The sequence below is a fragment of the Cryobacterium sp. 10I1 genome (assembly GCF_035019805.1).
Lineage (GTDB): Bacteria > Actinomycetota > Actinomycetes > Actinomycetales > Microbacteriaceae > Cryobacterium > Cryobacterium glucosi.
This window is the reverse complement of record NZ_JASJVF010000055.1, coordinates 1-17014: the sequence shown is the minus strand read 5'-3', so window position 1 is coordinate 17014 and position 17014 is coordinate 1. Positions and strand designations below refer to the sequence as shown.

Annotated in this window: 16 protein-coding genes; 6 read left to right on the top strand and 10 right to left on the bottom strand. The window is 68.6% G+C overall.

Annotated elements, in window-relative coordinates; all coding sequences use genetic code 11:
* Nucleotides 1-853: MFS transporter (locus QN345_RS07425; RefSeq protein WP_323508542.1), on the top strand; the 853-nt coding region annotated here is incomplete at its 5' end.
* Nucleotides 854-945: 92 nt separating this feature from the next.
* Here the strand turns inward: QN345_RS07425 and QN345_RS07420 are convergent.
* From QN345_RS07420 to metX, 5 genes are all read right to left on the bottom strand, one after another.
* Entirely contained in the window at nucleotides 946-1626 is a 681-nt protein-coding gene (locus QN345_RS07420; protein WP_255454140.1) for a response regulator transcription factor, read from the bottom strand.
* A 69-nt stretch (nucleotides 1627-1695) separates the two neighbouring features.
* Nucleotides 1696-3000: a hypothetical protein gene (locus tag QN345_RS07415; protein ID WP_322189555.1), complete on the bottom strand. Its 1305-nt coding sequence runs from the start codon at nucleotides 2998-3000 to the stop codon at nucleotides 1696-1698.
* On the bottom strand, nucleotides 2997-4166 hold the full coding sequence (locus tag QN345_RS07410; RefSeq protein ID WP_322189556.1) for a sensor histidine kinase: 1170 nt from the start codon (nucleotides 4164-4166) through the stop codon (nucleotides 2997-2999). The genes QN345_RS07415 and QN345_RS07410 overlap by 4 nt, the downstream gene beginning before the upstream one ends.
* A gap of 217 nt (nucleotides 4167-4383) precedes the next feature.
* Nucleotides 4384-5889, bottom strand: a complete 1506-nt coding sequence (locus QN345_RS07405) for a DUF4389 domain-containing protein (protein WP_241987476.1) — start codon at nucleotides 5887-5889, stop codon at nucleotides 4384-4386.
* Nucleotides 5890-6048: 159 nt separating this feature from the next.
* Complete coding sequence (gene metX, locus QN345_RS07400) at nucleotides 6049-7251, bottom strand: homoserine O-acetyltransferase MetX (RefSeq protein ID WP_322189557.1); 1203 nt, start codon at nucleotides 7249-7251, stop codon at nucleotides 6049-6051.
* 165 nt (nucleotides 7252-7416) lie between these two features.
* Here metX and QN345_RS07395 point away from each other — a divergent pair, with 165 nt between their 5' ends.
* Both QN345_RS07395 and QN345_RS07390 read left to right on the top strand, forming a co-directional pair.
* On the top strand, nucleotides 7417-8043 hold the full coding sequence (locus QN345_RS07395; RefSeq protein ID WP_134563855.1) for a TetR/AcrR family transcriptional regulator: 627 nt from the start codon (nucleotides 7417-7419) through the stop codon (nucleotides 8041-8043).
* 89 nt (nucleotides 8044-8132) lie between these two features.
* Nucleotides 8133-8645: a CarD family transcriptional regulator gene (locus tag QN345_RS07390; RefSeq protein ID WP_134449786.1), complete on the top strand. Its 513-nt coding sequence runs from the start codon at nucleotides 8133-8135 to the stop codon at nucleotides 8643-8645.
* A 3-nt stretch (nucleotides 8646-8648) separates the two neighbouring features.
* On the opposite strand, the gene QN345_RS07385 is transcribed toward QN345_RS07390, so the two are convergent.
* Entirely contained in the window at nucleotides 8649-9074 is a 426-nt protein-coding gene (locus QN345_RS07385; protein WP_134449787.1) for a MarR family winged helix-turn-helix transcriptional regulator, read from the bottom strand.
* A gap of 147 nt (nucleotides 9075-9221) precedes the next feature.
* Nucleotides 9222-10553, bottom strand: coding sequence for a bifunctional o-acetylhomoserine/o-acetylserine sulfhydrylase (locus QN345_RS07380; RefSeq protein ID WP_134449788.1), 1332 nt, complete (start codon nucleotides 10551-10553; stop codon nucleotides 9222-9224).
* 134 nt (nucleotides 10554-10687) lie between these two features.
* Between QN345_RS07380 and QN345_RS07375 the strand changes: the two genes are divergently transcribed.
* Both QN345_RS07375 and QN345_RS07370 read left to right on the top strand, forming a co-directional pair.
* Entirely contained in the window at nucleotides 10688-11041 is a 354-nt protein-coding gene (locus QN345_RS07375; RefSeq protein ID WP_322189558.1) for an alpha/beta hydrolase, read from the top strand.
* A 283-nt stretch (nucleotides 11042-11324) separates the two neighbouring features.
* Entirely contained in the window at nucleotides 11325-12107 is a 783-nt protein-coding gene (locus QN345_RS07370; protein ID WP_134563858.1) for an SDR family oxidoreductase, read from the top strand.
* 105 nt (nucleotides 12108-12212) lie between these two features.
* Here the strand turns inward: QN345_RS07370 and QN345_RS07365 are convergent, their stop codons facing one another.
* From QN345_RS07365 to QN345_RS07355, 3 genes are read right to left on the bottom strand one after another with little or no spacing between them, the layout of a single operon-like run.
* Nucleotides 12213-13838: a cation acetate symporter gene (locus tag QN345_RS07365; RefSeq protein WP_241975499.1), complete on the bottom strand. Its 1626-nt coding sequence runs from the start codon at nucleotides 13836-13838 to the stop codon at nucleotides 12213-12215.
* Complete coding sequence (locus QN345_RS07360; protein WP_134560628.1) at nucleotides 13835-14191, bottom strand: DUF485 domain-containing protein; 357 nt, start codon at nucleotides 14189-14191, stop codon at nucleotides 13835-13837. Before QN345_RS07360 ends, QN345_RS07365 begins: the two co-directional genes overlap by 4 nt.
* 58 nt (nucleotides 14192-14249) lie before the next feature.
* Complete coding sequence (locus QN345_RS07355) at nucleotides 14250-16211, bottom strand: AMP-binding protein (protein ID WP_277871722.1); 1962 nt, start codon at nucleotides 16209-16211, stop codon at nucleotides 14250-14252.
* A 127-nt stretch (nucleotides 16212-16338) separates the two neighbouring features.
* Here QN345_RS07355 and QN345_RS07350 point away from each other — a divergent pair.
* Nucleotides 16339-17014 (top strand): GntR family transcriptional regulator (locus tag QN345_RS07350; RefSeq protein ID WP_323508541.1); only part of this gene is annotated, 676 nt, incomplete at its 3' end.

Sequence of the window (17014 nt, the reverse complement as noted above, 5' to 3'; positions counted from 1 at the left end):
GATGGGCCCGGGCAAGCGGGCGCGCGGCGTCGCGCTCGTGCTCAGCGGCCTGACCATCTCCAATGTGATCGGCGTGCCCGTGATCACCTGGATCGGGCAGGTGTCCGGCTGGCGGGTCGCCTACCTCGTCGTCGCCGCCGTCTTCGCGGTCTCCTTCCTCGCCGTGATCCTGCTCGTGCCGTTCCAGGCGGGTAACGCGCTCGCGACGATGCGCAACGAGCTGAAGGCGTTCGGCAGGCTGCAGGTCTGGTTCGCGCTCGGTATCGGGGCGATCGGCTTCGGCGGCCTCTTCGCCGTCTACACCTATGTCGCCCCGCTCGTCATCGAGGTGACCGGACTCGGCGCGGGCGCCGTTCCGCTCGTGCTCGTGGTCATCGGCCTCGGCATGACCGTCGGCAACCTGCTCGGCGGCCACCTCGCCGACAAGAGCGTCCGCCGTACCCTCTACGGGTTCTTCGCATTGATGATCGTTGCCCTGGTGGGACTTGCCCTGTCCGCCCAGTTCCTGCCCGGACTCCTGGCCGGCGTCTTCCTCGTCGGCGGCGCGGCGGCCGGGCTGTCCCCGGCCATCCAGACCCGGCTGATGGATGTCTCGCACGACAGCCAGTCCATTGCGGCTGCGCTCAACCACTCGGCCCTCAACATCGGCAACGCGCTCGGCGCGTTCCTCGGCGGCCTGGCCATCGCCGGCGGCCTCGGTTACGTCGCCCCGGTCTGGATCGGCGCGGTCCTGAGCGTCATCGGACTTTCGCTCGCGGTCGTGAGCTTCGCGATCGACCGGTCCTGGCGCCGCAACGGACGGCACGTGCCGTACGGCACCGCCCTCATCGAGGTCGTCACGGACGCCGCTTAACGCCGAAGTCGGAACCTTTCGCGACTCGGGTCGGCGCGGTCTGCGCCTGCGACGGTCACGGAAGACTCCGACAGAGGGTCGGGAGCGCGAGCTCAGTCCGTCTGCAGCAGGATCCCGTCGTGAATCGCGCGCTTCCGCAGCGCGACCTTGGTTCCGACGTCGAAGCCCGCAAGACGGTACTTCTCGCGGATCCGTTTGAGGTAGGACTTGGCGGTCTCCTCGGAGATGCCGAGCTGGTGGGCAACGGCCTTGACGGGCTCGCCGGCACCGTACAGAGCCATCACGCGGCGTTCCTGTGCGCTCAGTCTCGGCGAACCGCCGCCCGTTCCCGCGCTGAGCGCTTCGTCGAGTTCAGCGGAGATGTACGACTCCCCGTCGAAGGCTGCCCGGATCGCGTCGACGATCATGCCGGCTTCTTCGCTCTTGACGAGGTAGCCGAGTGCCCCGGCGGCGAGTGCCTCGCGCACGAGGCCGGGCTCCGAGTACGTGCTCATCAGGACGGTCTTGACACCGGCCGTCTTGAGGGTCGAGATCTTGAGCGAAACCGGGATGTTGTCCTTGAGATCGAGGTCGAGGAGAACGACGTCCACCGGGAATTCGGGGTGGGTGAGAAGTTCCGGCCACGTCGTCACAGCGGCGACCATGTTGATGTCGTCTGCGGCGCCGCGGATCCACTCCGTCAACGCCCCCAGCAGCATCCGGTGGTCGTCCACGAGAGCAAGCCGGATCGGATTCTCCCGACTGGGCGCCGCCGCCCGGGTCGTCGTGCTGATGTTCGTCACTGTTGCCTCCTGTTGCCTGTGCATCCGACTGGAAGCCCGGCGATGCCGGACCAGAAAATTTCACGCATCTGCGGGATTGTCAATGCTGCACTCGATCTCCACGTGGAGACTGCCACCCCGGCTCGACGCGATGTGCGGGCCAACTACCCGGATAGCTTGCCACGTCTCGGGGTCGACCCGGCGCCGAGGCACACCCGTGGTGGCCAATTCGATGGGGAATCGTAACTTCTGCCGGTCGATCAGGCCATTCGTCGGGCGGATCGGACCGAGGGAGAGGGCGACGGATGCCTCGGGGCGCTGGGTGTCGCTGATCAGGAGCCAGATGGTGCGCAGCAGGGCGTCGCGCTGGGCGGGATCGAGCAGCCCGGCGAGCCCGGCCGGGTCGTTGAGGCTCACCGAGGGGCCGAGGAACTCGGACTCCGTGATGGCGTGGTACAGCCAGGTCTCCCTGCGGCCCTGGATGAGGTGCAGCCGCAACTGGGTCGCGAGCGAAGACGCGGTCGTCGACTTGGCCGCGTTGAGGGGGAGCGCGGTGCGGCCCTTGGACACATCGTCGAGCAAGGTCTCCGCGTCGAGGTCGATCCGCGCGAGTTCCTCGGAGGCGAGCATGCCGACGGCGAACCGCGGCTGGGAGACCGTGCTCTGTACGAGCACGAGGTCCAGTTCGCGCTGCACCATCCGGTGGAACGAGCGGACGATCGCGACGCCGAGGAGCGGCGGTATCACCGCGAGCCCGAATGCGACAAGCTCCGGCGCGAAGGACAGCGGGTCGCTGCGCGGCTCTGTGATCGCGAACACGGCGAGGAGCGTTCCGAGGACGGCCGTGGAAGAGACGACGTCCCTGCCTCGCCGAACGGTCACGAGCGCGATCAGCAGGCTCCCGACCGCGGCGGCGGCGGTCGGGAAGACCCCCCGGTCGGCGCCGGCGTGCGAGCCGGCCAGGTCGAGTGCGATGACGACCGCGCCGGACGCGAGGGCCGCCGCGAACAGCCAGTCGGGCATCCGTGCGGAGAGTCGCTGAACGACGGCGATCGCGAACGCCGTCGCCGCCACGAGGATCACCCATGCCACGGGGGTCGGGACGGGAGTCGTGTACCGGGGCCACTGCTCGACGTACTCCCAGAACAGGTAGGCCGCGACGATGCCGCCGGCGACGGAGAGGCCGATCCCGAGGTGGCGTCCACCGAGGCCGCTCTGGTTGGCGCGCGTCGTCTTGACCGTTCGCTCCGGCCTGCGGAAGCTGCGGCGGCGATCCTGGCGCTCCTGGCGTCCGTGTTCCTCGAGCGGGCCGGCTTCGGTGACGGCGCGCCTGGCCGGTCGACGGATGCCGCGCTCCGGCTGCACGGTCACGCCGCGGGTGCTCACTTGGGCACCTCGAGTACGACCGTCGTTCCCGAACCCGGGGACGAGAACAGCCGGGCGTTGCCGCCGACGTCGCGGAGCCTGGCGACGACGGACTCGGCGAAACCGAGGCGTTCCGGGCTCACTGCCGCGAGGTCGAAACCGACGCCGGCGTCGGTCACCATGGCACGAACTGTCGTGTCGTCGTCCGTGATCGTGACGTCGGCGCGGGCGACCCCTGCGTGCCTGCGCACGTTCTCGAGGCACTCGCCCAGGGCGAGCAGGAACGAGTCCAGAACGGTGCTCGGCAGCAGGACCTGGCCGCTCCCGTGCCAGTCCACGTCGAGCCCCATCCGCTTGAAGCGCTGTTTCACGGACTCGAGGGTGCTGCCGAGGGTCGACTCCGACGCGGGTTCGAGCGTGTAGACGCCGGAGCGGTGCGGGGTCGGGAGCCCGCCGAGCCGGAGCTGCCTGAGCAGCCGGGCGTCATCGCCGGCCTGCTGACGCAAGGCGGCGGGGCTCACGCCGACGCCCGAGTGCGCGAGCAGGGTGAGGGTCGCGAGGACGGTGTCGTGCAGGAGCCTGGCGTCCTGCCGGCGTTGGGCCTCGAGCTCGCTCGCGTGCCGTTCGGCGAGGTGCGCACGGCCGATTTCGGCGATGCGCTGCATGACGCGGGGGATGCTCTGCGCGATCCACCATCCGGCGATCGCGATCGCGAACCAGCCGGTGATCGTGAGCATGACCGGGACGAGTGCGTCGGTGCTGAGCCGCGCGGCAGCGAGCACGCTCGCGAGCGTCGCGCCGAAGGCGACGCCCAGCATGATCAGCCGGCGCGAGGTGGTGACGAGTACCAGGGCGATGGAACCGATGGCGGGCGAGGCGACGCACGCTATCACTGCCTGTTCGCCGAGGTTGAGTCCCGATGTTCCCGTGCCGACGAAGCCGATCACGAGGATCATGGCCACCCCGCAGACGACGAGGAGTGCCGCCCATCGCAGGTGACCGTTGCGGCCGAGCAAGTACTGGGCGCCGACGATGACAAGGAGCAGGGGAAGGCTCAGGGCGAGCGCCAACCGGTCGAGGCCGCCCGGTATCAGGAGCGCCAGGAACGTGGCGATGGAACCAGCGAGCCCGGTCAGCTGCGCGCCCCTGCGCAGCAGTCGATCCCGTTCCTTGAAAATGCGTTGCATACCCGTCGCATTACCCCTCGTCGTGCTCCAGAAAGCACCATATCCGGATGCGGCCGGTTTCGACGCGCGCGTGGCGCTCAGTTTCACGAATGTGCCTTGTTTACGGGCCACGCGTGCGGGGGGTTCGCCGGGAACGGGGCGAACCGGGGGTATTTGGGCGCGTGCAGGGGGAACAGTTAGGCGCCTCGAGCTTTGTCGGGTCAGCATCCGTGATTCCTCAGGTCGTTTTCACCCTAGCAGCCTCGTCGATTCCCCCCGGTCCGGTGCCCCCCGTTTCGGTCCCGCCCTGGTCGAGGCGGAACGGTGGATAGTCGTCCCGGAAGAGTCCGGTGTACACCACCACACGGAACACCCAGCGGTCGATACCGAGGATGAAATCGAACAGGGACTGCCGGTAGTGGCCCGTGAACAGCAGCATCAGCCCCGCAATGAGCACGAGGAGACCGAGGAGTGATACTCCGGTCGTCGTCGAATAAGTCGTGTCCCCGATCGTGTAGCGAGCGGTCGGGGTGCTCGTCAGGGCGGACACGATGAGGATCTGTGGAATCGCGAGCAGCCACCACTTGACCAGGACAAGCCCCCGGGACAACCGCTCGGGGTAGTCGATGTCGAGGTCGGCTGGGTAGTCGGCCGGGGCGAGAGTGAACGGCGGGTACCTGTCCGTGCCGAGCGCCGAATACGCGTAGAAGGCGACGCGCCAGCTCCAGCGCAGCACGCCGACGTTGAACGTGAAGAGGGCCAGGGGATACCGGCCGGTGAACAGGATGGCGAAGCCCGCGACGATCGTCGTCACGAACGTGGCGAACCAGAGGAAGAACAGCACCACGACGTGCGGGAAGATCAGGATCCATTTCACGAGCCACAATCCCCTGGACACGTCGGGCTGCAGTGTGCCCTCGAGGCGGGCGGGGTAGACCGGACCAGGTGGACCCGTAGCTGCGACAGCGCCAATCGCTCCGGCAGTGCCCATCGCTCCGGCAGTGCCCGTCGTTCCGACAGCGCCGTCGTGGTCGTCCGGCCCCTGTGCGGAGTCGCGCCTCCCGAGGCCCAACGCGCCGAAGACCACGAGGAGCACCCCGGCCACGAGCAGCAGCCCGCCGCCGAGCAACAGGGCGACCGCCGCAGGCACGAAGAGGCCGGACCGGACGCCGGCCCGCGCCTCTACGTCAACGCCCTGCGTCGCATCCGCGTTCATGACGACGACGGCCCAGTCGCCGCTCACGACCGGCCAGACCAGGCGCTGCGTTCCCGGCCCGGAGGCCGCGACCGTCCACCAGGTCTGGCTGCCCGGACGGGCAGGACGTCTGCTGCCGGGCACCTCGCGGTACTCGGTGCGGAACGGCGTGGAGTTCACGGAGGTGAGCTCGCTGTGCGCGACGGATGCGAGGTAGCGTTCCACCTCCGCCCGCGGTGCGATGCCGATGAAGACCCCGGTGCCGCGGACGCTCGTCGCCTCGAGCATCACGGTCGCGAGCCCGGAGGGCATCCCGCCGGACCCCGCCTGGGTGCTGGTCCCGGTGCCTGAGTCGCTCTCCGTCGTGAGGTTCGGTGAGGTGATCGCATACGAGGCCACGGAGAATGAGCCGCTCGGCGTGGTCAGGAACCCGTCCCTGCCCTGTTGTGCCGCGACCGTTGCAACGGCGACTCCGCCGGCGAGCAAGCCGATGCCGGACACGGCGAGCAGCGTTCCGACGATGACCATGACGACGTAGCCGGCTTTCATCACGGGACTCCTCTTCGCTGGGCGGTCTGGACAAGGCAGGCAGTGGCCGGGCTCCCTGTCAGGGTCGTCCGGAATGCCTGCCCTGTCAATCGCAGGGCGGTAGCGGAAAAGTCGGTGTGATAGCCGGCGGAACCGGCCGACGCCCAGCCGTCGTGAAGGTCAGCGGAGCAGGCGGCCGAGTTGCTCGCCGACGGCGGCATCCTCGATCAGAAAGCCGTCGTGGCCGTAGCTCGAGGAGAGCACGACGGGTTCGGTGCCGTCGAGGCCGTTGCGGAGGTGTGCCGCGATCCGGCGCTGGCCCTCGACGGGGAACAGCCGGTCGCTGTCGATTCCGACGACGAGGGTGGTTGCTTCGATCGAGGAGAGGGCCTCGGCGAGGGAACCCCGGCCGCGGGTCACATCGTGGGAGTTCATCGCCTCGACGAGGACGATGTAGCTGTTCGCGTCGAAACGTCGGGTGAACTTGTTGCCGTGGAAGTCGAGGTAGGACTCGACGGCGAACCGGCCGCCAGAACCGAGCGGGGAGATCCGGCTTTGCCAGCCGCGCTCGAAACGCTCGTTGAGCTCGGACGGGCTGCGGTAGTTCAGCAGGGCCATCCGCCGGGCCAGGGCGAGCCCGCGGGTCGGACCGTCGCCGTCGACGGCGTCGTAGTAATCGCCGGACCGGAACAGCGGGTCGCTGCGGATGGCTTCGATCTGCACCGAATTCAGGGCGATCTGATCGGCCGTCGTCACGGGCGGCGCCGCGAGGATCGCGAGCCTCTCCACCCGGTCCGGCCGGTCGATCGCCCATTCGAGGGCGTGCATTCCCCCCATCGACCCGCCGACCACGAGGGCCCAGGCGTCGATCCCGATCCGGTCGGCGAATGCGACCTGGGCGGCGACCTGGTCGCGGATGGTCAGGTAGGGGAAGCGGATGCCCCACTCCGAGCCGTCAGGGGCGAGGGACGACGGGCCTGTGCTGCCCTGGCAACCGCCGAGCATGTTCGGTGCGACGACAAAATAGCGGTCGGTGTCGATGGCCAGGCCGGGGCCGACGATGCCGCCCCACCAGCCGGCGGTCGCGTGGCCGGGCCCTGCCGCGCCGAGCAGGTGGCTGTCCCCGGTGAGGGCGTGCAGCACGAGCACCGCGTTGTCCCGCGCGGGGGAGAGTTCGCCCCAGGTCTCGTAGGCGATCCGGACGGCGCCCAGTCGCCCGCCGGCCTCGAGGTCGAGTGCGCCCACGTCCTGGAACCTGCGGTTGCCGACGGGGTCGCCGTCGCGCCACGCACCCGTCGCCGGGGGCTTGCCGAACAGCGAGCGCGCCTGAGCCTCGGTGATGAAGCTGGACGGGACCGTGTCCGCCGAGGTCTGCCATTCCATATGCCCTCATTCTGCCCGGTCTGACGCGCCAACGTCCCTTTGTTACGCGCGGCTTGTTTCGTGCGGCTGGAGACGTGCGGTTGGAGACGTGCGGTTGTTGCGGCGCTCATCCGGCCCCCTTGCCCACTTCTCGGACAGGTGTCCGAGAAGTGCTAGACTGTCCTGATGACCCGCACCGAGTATGTCCGAGAAAGCGTGGTGCGCGGTACAATCAGCGCCGTGCGTGCCTCGGACCCCCGGGCGGAACGCACCAGGCAGGCCATTTTCGCAGCGGTCCGCACGCTCATGACCCAGCGCGTCGCATCCGTCTCGGTCAGCGACATCGTGCGCACGGCCTCGATCAGCCGCAGTTCGTTCTACGCGCACTTCAGCAGCCTCGACGATCTCGCGACCGGGTTCCTCCGCGAGCAGTTCGCCGAGATCGGCGTGACCGGGTTCGACCTGCTGAGCGACGACCTCACCGGGGCCCAGGCCGCACGGGTCGGTTACCAGCGGCTCATCTCCCACATCGTGGAGCACTACCCGCTGTACTCGAGTGTGCTCGACCTGCCGATCACCCGCACGGCATACGACGACGAGATCGAAGCGTACTCGCGCCGCCTCGTCGAATCGCTCGTCGTGCTCTCCGGCACGCCCAGGGTCGTGCACCCCGAGTCCTTCGCCACCTACGTGGCCGGGGGAGCGCTCACCCTGATCAGCGCCTGGATGCGCGGCCAGCTCGACGTCACGGACGACGAGATCGTCGACCAGCTCGTCGAATTCCTCCCCGAATGGCTGGTCGACGCGGCCTGACGCCGCGAACCCGGTACCCCACACACCACCACACAACCGACCGACGATGGTCGCGAGAACCCCGCATCACCAACGAACAGAGGCAGCATATGAATTTCACCGTGGGAGAAACCCTGGTCTACCCGCACCACGGCGCGGTCACCATCACTGAAATCACGACCCGCGCCGTGAAGGGGATCGAGAAGAAGTTCATGACCCTCACCGTGCACGCGAACGACCTGACGATCAAGCTGCCGATCGAGAACGCCGAGCTCGTCGGCGTGCGCGACGTCATCGACAGCGCCGGCGTCCAGGCCGTGTTCGACGTTCTCCGCGAATCCTTCGTCGAGGAGCCGGGGAACTGGTCACGCCGGTACAAGGCCAACCAGGAGAAGATGGCGAGCGGCAGCGTCTACCGTGTCGGCGAGGTCGTCCGCGACCTGTGGCGTCGTGACCAGGAGCGCGGCGTGTCCGCCGGCGAGAAGAACATGCTCGTCAAGGCCCGCCAGGTGCTCGTCTCCGAACTTGCACTCGCCCAGAGCTCGACGAGCGAAGAGGCATCCGCCGTCCTCGACACCGTGCTCGCGAGCTCGATCCCCGCGACCGGTACCACGGCGGCCTAGGGATCACTCCGGCTCGCCGGTCCAGCCGAGGTTGCGGGCCACCCGCTCGAGGGTGGCCAGGGTCGTGGCGTAGTCGGCAGGGCTGACGTCCTGGGTCGCGGCATCCCGGTTCACCGAGACGACCTCGGCGAGGCGCTGGTAGGCGAGCCTGCCGCGGTCGGTGATCGCGTACCCGGACTCCGACACCGTGACCCAGCCGCTCTCGACGAGTTCGGCGAGGTGTTCGACGACGGTCTCACCCTCGGTGTCGAGGAACGGGGCGACCCCGCTCGTGAGCTGCTCGACCGAGGCCGGTCCGCGGGACAGCATCCCGAGCAGCTGCCACTGCCGCCTCGTCACCCCGTGTTCCTCGAGGGTCGTCGCGAATTGCTCGTTGATCAGTTGGTCGACGAGTTTGAGCCAGTATCCGATCGGTCGCAGGTCAGTCATACCGACAGGATATTCACGGACCCGTCATCCGGATCGTTCTCTGAACCAATTCGACGGAGATTGTGCCTCGCGCGGCCCGAAAACGGCCTGCAACGTACAATTCCGGCAGAATCTCCGTCGAATCGGTCAGGGGTGCTGCGGTGCGGGTCAGGCGTTCGCGCGCGAGGCCTCGACTACGGCGCGGGCGGCGGCGAGCCCGTGCTCGAGGTCGGCCTTGAGGTCGGCGATGTTCTCGATGCCGACGGACAGGCGCACGAGCCCGGGGGTCACGCCGCTCGTGAGCTGCTGCTCCGGCGTGAGCTGGGCGTGGGTGGTCGAGGCCGGGTGGATCACGAGCGAGCGGACGTCGCCGATGTTGGCCAGGTGGCTGAAGAGCTCGAGGTTGTCGACGAGCGCGCGGCCGGCATCCACCCCGCCCTTGAGCTCGAAGGAGACGACCGCGCCGACGCCCTTGGGCGCGTATTTGTTGGCGGTCGCATACCAGGGGCTCGACGGCAGGCCGGCGTAGTTGACCGAGGCGATGTCGGGGTGGCTCTCGAGCCATTCCGCGATGTCCTGGGCGTTCTGCACGTGGCGCTCGATGCGCAGGCTCAGGGTCTCGATGCCCTGGATCAGCTGCCAGGCGCTCGCGGGGGCGATCGCGCTGCCGAGGTCCCTGAGCAACTGAACGCGTGCCTTGATGATGTACGCGATGCCGTCGCCGACCGCGCCCGTGTAGCTGACGCCGTGGTAGGACGGGTCCGGCTCGGTGAGGCCGGGGAACTTCTCGACGTTCTTCGACCACTCGAAGGTGCCGCCGTCGACGATGACGCCGCCGATGATCGTGCCGTGGCCGCCGAGGAACTTGGTGGCGGAGTGGACGACGATGTCGGCGCCGTGTTCGAAGGGGCGGATCAGGTACGGGGTCGCGATGGTGCTGTCGACGATGAGCGGGACGCCGTTCTGGTGGGCGACGTCGGCGACGAGCGAGATGTCGAGCACGTTGATCTTGGGGTTGCCGATGGTCTCGGCGAAGAACAGCTTGGTGTTCGGGCGCACGGCGCGGGCCCACTCTGCTGCATCGTCCTGGTCCTCGACGAAGGTCGTCTCGATGCCGAGTTTGGCGAGGGTGTACTTGAAGAGGTTGTAGGTTCCGCCGTAGATCGAGCTCGAGGAGACGATGTGGTCGCCGGCCTGGGCGATGTTGAGCACGGCGAAGGTCGATGCGGCCTGGCCGGAGGCGAGCAGCAGCGCCGCGGTGCCGCCTTCGAGCGCGGCGATGCGCTCTTCGACGACGGCCTGGGTCGGGTTCATGATGCGGGTGTAGATGTTGCCGAACTCGGCGAGGGCGAAGAGGTTCTGGGCGTGCTGCGCGCTGTTGAACACGTAGGACGTGGTCTGGTAGATCGGGGTGGCGCGTGCGTTGGTGACCGGGTCGGGGTGCGCGCCAGAGTGCACCTGCTTGGTTTCGAACTGCCAGGCGGCCGCGTTGTCGCTCATGAAGAACTCCCTGTAATCCGTGACGAGCGTGGACCGTCCATCGCTCTTGGGTGCGAGTTTAGGCACGCGCTCGCGGGGTCGGCAATGTCGCCGAAACACGGCGTCATCTACGGGTGTGCCGCGGTCCGCCGCTCGTGTACACAGCGGGGTGGCTCAGTCACCTCGAGCTCAGCTGGCAGCTGCCCGAGGAGCGGGCGTTCTACGAGAGTCTGGCGGCGGACCGCCGGCTCATCCGGTACGACCGCGCCGGATGCGGCCTGTCGGCTCCGACGAGCCGGCCGCCGTCGATGGACTTCGAGCTAGAGCAGCTCGCCGCGGTCGTCGCGAAGCTCGGTCCGGAGCCGTTCGACCTCATCGGCACGTCGATGGGTGCGCTGGTCGCTGTGGCGTGGGCGGCGGTGCATCCGGATACCGTGCGACGGCTGGTGCTCCACGGCGGCGCGTCCGTCGCCTGTGCGGAGACGCTCACGTCGATAGCGGATGGGTGACGGGAGTCGCCCGCCCGATCCACCTCGGTGCACGAGTCCAGGTCTGGGAGGTGAGGATCAGCGACGGCCGCGACCGTCTCGTCTGCGTTTCGCGGTGCACGCTCGCGGTGATCGACAGGCCTAGCGACTACGTATCACCGCAGCTGCGCCCCTCGAGGAGCGGATCGCCGGACTGAGCGCGCAGGCGAGCGATGGCCGGGCGAACGACAGGGAAGCACGGCGTCATCTACCGGGTGTGCCCCGGGTGTGCCCCGACCGCCGCTCGTGCCGCCAGAATGGGACCATGGCAAACAAGCGAGTTGTAGTGACCGGTGCGAGTTCGGGAATCGGGGCGGCCACGGTGCGACTGTTCCGGGCCCACGGCTGGGACGTCGTCGGCGTGGCCCGGCGTGCCGACCGGCTCGCGGCCCTCGCAGCGGAAACCGGCGCCGATGTCTTCACGGCCGACCTGACGGTGCAGGCGGACGTCGACGCCCTCCGCGACTATCTCGCGGCATCCGGCCCCGTGCACGCCCTCGTGAACAACGCCGGCGGCGCCCGCGGCCTCGACAGCGTCGAGACCGCCCCTGTCGAAGACTGGGCCTGGATGTTCGAGATCAATGTGCTTGCGGTCAAGCGGGTCACGAGTGCCGTGCTCCCGCTGCTGCGAGAGACACTCCGCACGGATGCCGCTGGCAGCGCCGATATCGTCACGGTCACCTCCATCGCCGGGCACGTCGCGTACCTCGGCGGTGGCGGATACAACGCCGCCAAGTTCGCGGCCCACGCCCTCGTGGAGGTGCTGCGGCTCGAGCTCAACGGCGAGCCGATCCGGGTGATCGAGATCGCGCCCGGCATGGTCAAGACCGAGGAATTCGGCCTCGTCCGCTTCGGCGGCGACACGGAAAAGGCCGCTGCCGCATACGCCGGCGTGGAGCACCCGCTCACCGCGGAGGACATCGCCGAGACGATCGTGCTGAGCGTCGAACTGCCCGCCCACGTCAACCTCGACCTGATCACGGTCAAGCCCGTCGCTCAGGCGGCCCCGACGCGCGTCGCGCGCGGCCCCCTCGTCCCGAAGGACTGACCCGCGGCATCCGCTGGCCCGGCCAGACCCGGCCCGTGAACCGCACTCTTCCGGTCGAGAGTCACCCGTGGAGCGGGAACTCTCGACCGGAAAGGTAGCTGCGGGCTAGTGCTCGACGGCCTTCTCGGCGCCGTGGCCGGTGAGGGAGCGGACCGACATCTCGGCGGCGAGGAGAGGGTCCTCCTTGCGGGTGCTCGTGACGGAGCCGAGCCAGCCGAGGAAGAAGCCGATCGGGATCGAGACGATGCCGGGGTTGCTGAGCGGGAACCACGCGAAGTTGACCCCCGCGCCGAACATCGACGTCGGCGTGCCGGAGAACACCGGGGAGAAGATGATCAGGATCATCGCAGCGGCGAGGCCGCCGTACATGCTCCAGACCGCTCCGCGGGTGGTGAAGCCGCGCCAGAACAGTGAGTAGAGGATCGTCGGGAGGTTCGCGCTCGCCGCGACGGCGAAGGCGAGCGCCACGAGGAACGCGATGTTCTGGCCCTGCACGCCGATGCCGCCCGCGATCGCGAGGATGCCGATCACGATGACGGTGCGGCGGGCGACCTTCACTTCGCTGTCCGGGTCGCCCTTGCCCTTCTTGATCACGCTCATGTAGATGTCGTGCGCGAACGAGGTCGCCGCGGTGATCGTGATGCCGGCGACGACCGCAAGGATCGTCGCGAAGGCGATCGCCGAGATGAAGCCGAGCAGGAGCGGTCCTCCGAGCGCGAGCGAGAGGAGCGGCGCCGCGGAGTTGACCCCGCCGGGAGCCGCCGCGATGACGTCCGCGCCGACGAGCGCCGCTGCGCCGAAGCCGAGCACGAGGGTGAAGAGGTAGAACGCGCCGATGAGCCAGATCGCCCAGACCACGGAACGACGGGCCTCCTTGGCGCTCGGGACCGTGTAGAAGCGCATCAGCACGTGCGGCAGGCCCGCGGTGCCGAGGACGAGCGCGATCGCGAGGGAGATGAAGTCGAGCGGATTGTGCCCGTACTTGAGCCCCGGCACGAGGATGGCCTCAGCGGGCTTGCTGATCGAGGCCGCGACGGCAGAGTCGAGCAGGCCGGAGAAGTTGAAGCCGTTGATCGCGAGCACCCAGATCGTCATCCCGAGGGCTCCGATGATCAGGAGGAACGCCTTGATGATCTGGACCCAGGTGGTGCCCTTCATCCCCCCGATGAGCACGTAGAGGATCATCAGGCCGCCGACCACGACGACGACGACCGACTGGCCGAGCTTGTCGTTGATGCCGAGTAGCAGCGACACGAGGCCGCCGGCGCCGGCCATCTGGGCGAGGAGGTAGAAGAAGCACACGGCGAGGGTCGTCGTGGCTGCCGCAACCCTGACCGGGCCCTGCTTGAGCCGGAACGAGAGCACGTCGGCCATCGTGTACTTGCCGGTGTTGCGCATCAGCTCTGCGACGAGCAGCAGCGCGACGAGCCACGCGACGAGGAACCCGATCGAGTACAGGAAGCCGTCGTACCCGCTGATCGCGATCGCTCCGACGATGCCGAGGAAGGACGCCGCCGAGAGGTAGTCTCCCGCGATCGCGAAGCCGTTCTGCGGCCCGGTGAAGGACCGGCCGCCGGTGTAGTAGTCCGCGGCGGAACGGTTGTTGCGGCCGGCCCGGATCACGACGATCAGGGTGACAGCCACAAAGGCGAGGAAGATCGAGATGTTCAGGACGGGGTTGGTCTCCGTGGCCTTCACGGCGGTCTGGACGATCATGGCGCCGGCGCTCATTTCTGCTCCATCTTTTCGAGCTCTGCGCGGAGCGCTGCGCCCATCGGGTCGAGGGTCTTGTTCGAGAAGGACACGTACCACATGGTGATCGCGAAGGTCGTGACGAACTGGCCGAGGCCGAGCACGAGGCCGAGGTTGACCGATCCGACGACCGGGATGGCCATCACGGCGGGCAGGTAGGCGGCGACGAGCACGAACCCGAAGTACCAGACCAGGAAGAACACGGCGAGCGGGATCACGAACCGGTTCCTCCTCCTCTTCAGCTCGAGGAAGCGGGGCGATTGGGCGAAAGCGACGTAGTCGATCGACGACGGCGTCGCTCCCGGTCGTGCATCTCTCAGTGATTCCGTCATGGGGGCTCCTTTGCTCCGGTGAGGATGGTGCTGGGTGGTGCGGTCTGGGGGAGAGGATTCAGTTGGTGTGGGCGGTGCCGTGCACGGCGAGCTTGAGCGCGTCGAGCACGGCAGGGTCCTCGATCGTCGGGGGAACCGTGTACGGCTCGCCGTCGACGATCTGGCGGATCGTCTTGCGCAGGATCTTGCCAGAGCGGGTCTTCGGCAACCGGTCGAGGATCGTCACGTCACGGAAGGCGGCGACCGGGCCGACGTGCTCGCGCACGAGTCCGACGAGTTCCTTGGCGAGGGTGTCGTGGTCGATCGTCGCCCCGGCCTTGAGCGTCACGAAGCCCGCGGCGCGCTGGCCCTTGAGCGGGTCGTGCACTCCGAGCACGGCGCACTCCGCGACCGACGGATGCAGGGTGAGTACCTCCTCGAGGGATCCGGTCGACAGCCGGTGCCCGGCCACGTTGATCACGTCGTCGGTGCGGCCCATCACGTAGAGGTAGCCGTCGGCGTCGAAATGGCCGGAGTCGCCCGTCGCATAGTAGCCGGGGAAGGCGGAGAGATAGGCGCTCGCATACCGCTCCGCGCTGCCCCAGACACCGAGCAGGGTTCCGGGCGGAAGCGGCAGGCGGATGGCGATGTTGCCCTCCTTGCCGACCTTCGTCACGGGCCGGCCCTTCGAGTCGAGGATCTCGATGGCGTAGCCCGCGACCGGGAACGTCGCCGATCCCGGCTTGGTCGGGATTTCCTCGATGCCGCGCGGGTTCGCGCAGATCGCCCAGCCTGTCTCGGTCTGCCACCAATGGTCGATCACCGGGCAGTGCAGCCCGTCGTTCGCCCAATGGTACGTCTCGGGGTCGAGTCGTTCCCCGGCGAGGAAGAGGCCGGTCAGGCTCGAGACGTCGTACTTCTGCAGCTCGGCGAGCTCGGGGTCGACCCGGCGGATGGCCCGGATCGCGGTCGGGGCGGTGAAGAGCACGGTGACCTTGTAGTCCTCGACGACCCGCCAGAAGGCGCCGGCGTCCGGGGTGCCGATCGGCTTGCCCTCATAGATGACGGTCGTCGCCCCGACGAGGAGCGGCGCGTAGACGATGTAGGAGTGCCCGACGACCCAGCCGACGTCCGAGGCCGCCCAGAAGACGTCTCCGGGCCCCGCGGCGTAGATGTTGCGCATCGACCAGGCGAGCGCGACGGCGTGTCCGCCGTTGTCGCGCACGATGCCCTTCGGATTCCCCGTCGTTCCCGAGGTGTAGAGGATGTACAGCGGGTCCTCAGAGCGGAGGCTCACGGGTTCGGCAGGGGTCGCGGCATCCTCTTCGGTCGCCCAGTCGAGCCAGGTGACGGCGTCCGTGCCCGTGTCTGTGTCCGTGACGGCGTAGTCCGCCGCGCTCCCGGGGATCGACTCGCGGTCCCGCACGATGACGGTGCGGACCGAACCCTGCGACCGGTCAAGCGCCTTCTTCACGAGCGGCAGGTATTCGACGACGCGGCCGGGCTCGAGCCCGCCCGACGCGGTCACGATCACGGTGGGCCGGGCGTCGTCGATCCGCACGGCGAGTTCGCTCGCCGCGAAGCCGCCGAAGACCACGGAGTGCACGGCGCCGATCCTGGCGCACGCGAGCATGGCCACGATCGCCTCCGGGATCATCGGCAGGTAGACGATCACCCGGTCGCCGACGCCGACGCCCTGGGCGCGCAGCACCCCGGCGAACCGGGAGACGCGGTCGAGCAGCCGGCTGTAGCTGATGCTGACCCGGGTGCCGCTCATCGCGGAGTCGTAGATGACCGCGGCCTGGTCGCCGCGGCCGGCGAGCACGTGCCGGTCGAGGGCGTTGTAGCTCGTGTTGAGCTCGCCGTCCGGGAACCAGCGCCAGGTCCCGGGCTCGCGCTCCTCGAGCGCGGTGCGCGGGGGCACGGTCCAGTCGATGAAGGCGGATGCCTCGAGCCAGAAGTCGGCGCGGGTCGCGGCATCCGTCGAGCGCAGCCAAGAGTCGCGGTAGCTCCCCGCCGTGCCTGTCGCTGTGTATGTCACTGTGAACCTCCCCATTGAAGCTCCTATGTATACATAGAATTCAGGAAGTCTTGCACACGCCGGGTAAAAAGGGAATAGCATGGCGTCTGTGTATACAGAAACCCCAACGTCGGGGAACACCACTCCGGTGGGTACCCGCACGGCCGCACCGCCGGTCGCCGTCGTCAGCGCGAGCGAACGCGCGTACCGGCAGCTGCGCGACGAGATCCTCGACGGAGTCCTCGCCCCGGGCGCCGGCCTCCTCGAGGTCGAGCAGTCCGACCGCATCGGCGTCTCGCGCACCCCGCTCCGGGCCGCCATCGCCCGCCTGATCGCCGACGGGCTCGTCGCCGGCCGCGCCGGCCGCGGATTCATGGTCACGGAGATGTCCGTCGACAGCATCCACGAACTGTACGAACTCCGCCGCGCCCTCGAGGAGCACGCGGCCAGGATCGCGGCGACCCGGCGCGACCCCCACGTCTTCCTCGAGCTGCGCGACCAGTTCCGCACGGCACCCGAACTGCTGCTGCTGGGCGAGGCCGGACTGCACCGGTACTACGAGCTCATCGACGACTTCGACGACGCGCTCGACGCGGCAGTCGGCAACCCGTTCCTCGTCACCGCGCTCGCCAACGTGCGCACCCACCTCGCCAGGATCCGCAGGCTCGCCAGGCACAACCCGGCCCGGCTGCGGGCGGCGGCGGCCGAGCACCTGCTCATCATCGAGGCCATCGTCGCCGGTGATACCTCGCTCGCCGCCCACGCCACCCACGTCCACCTCCACCAGAGCCTCAGCAACGTCCTCGCCGCGCTCGAGGCGAACC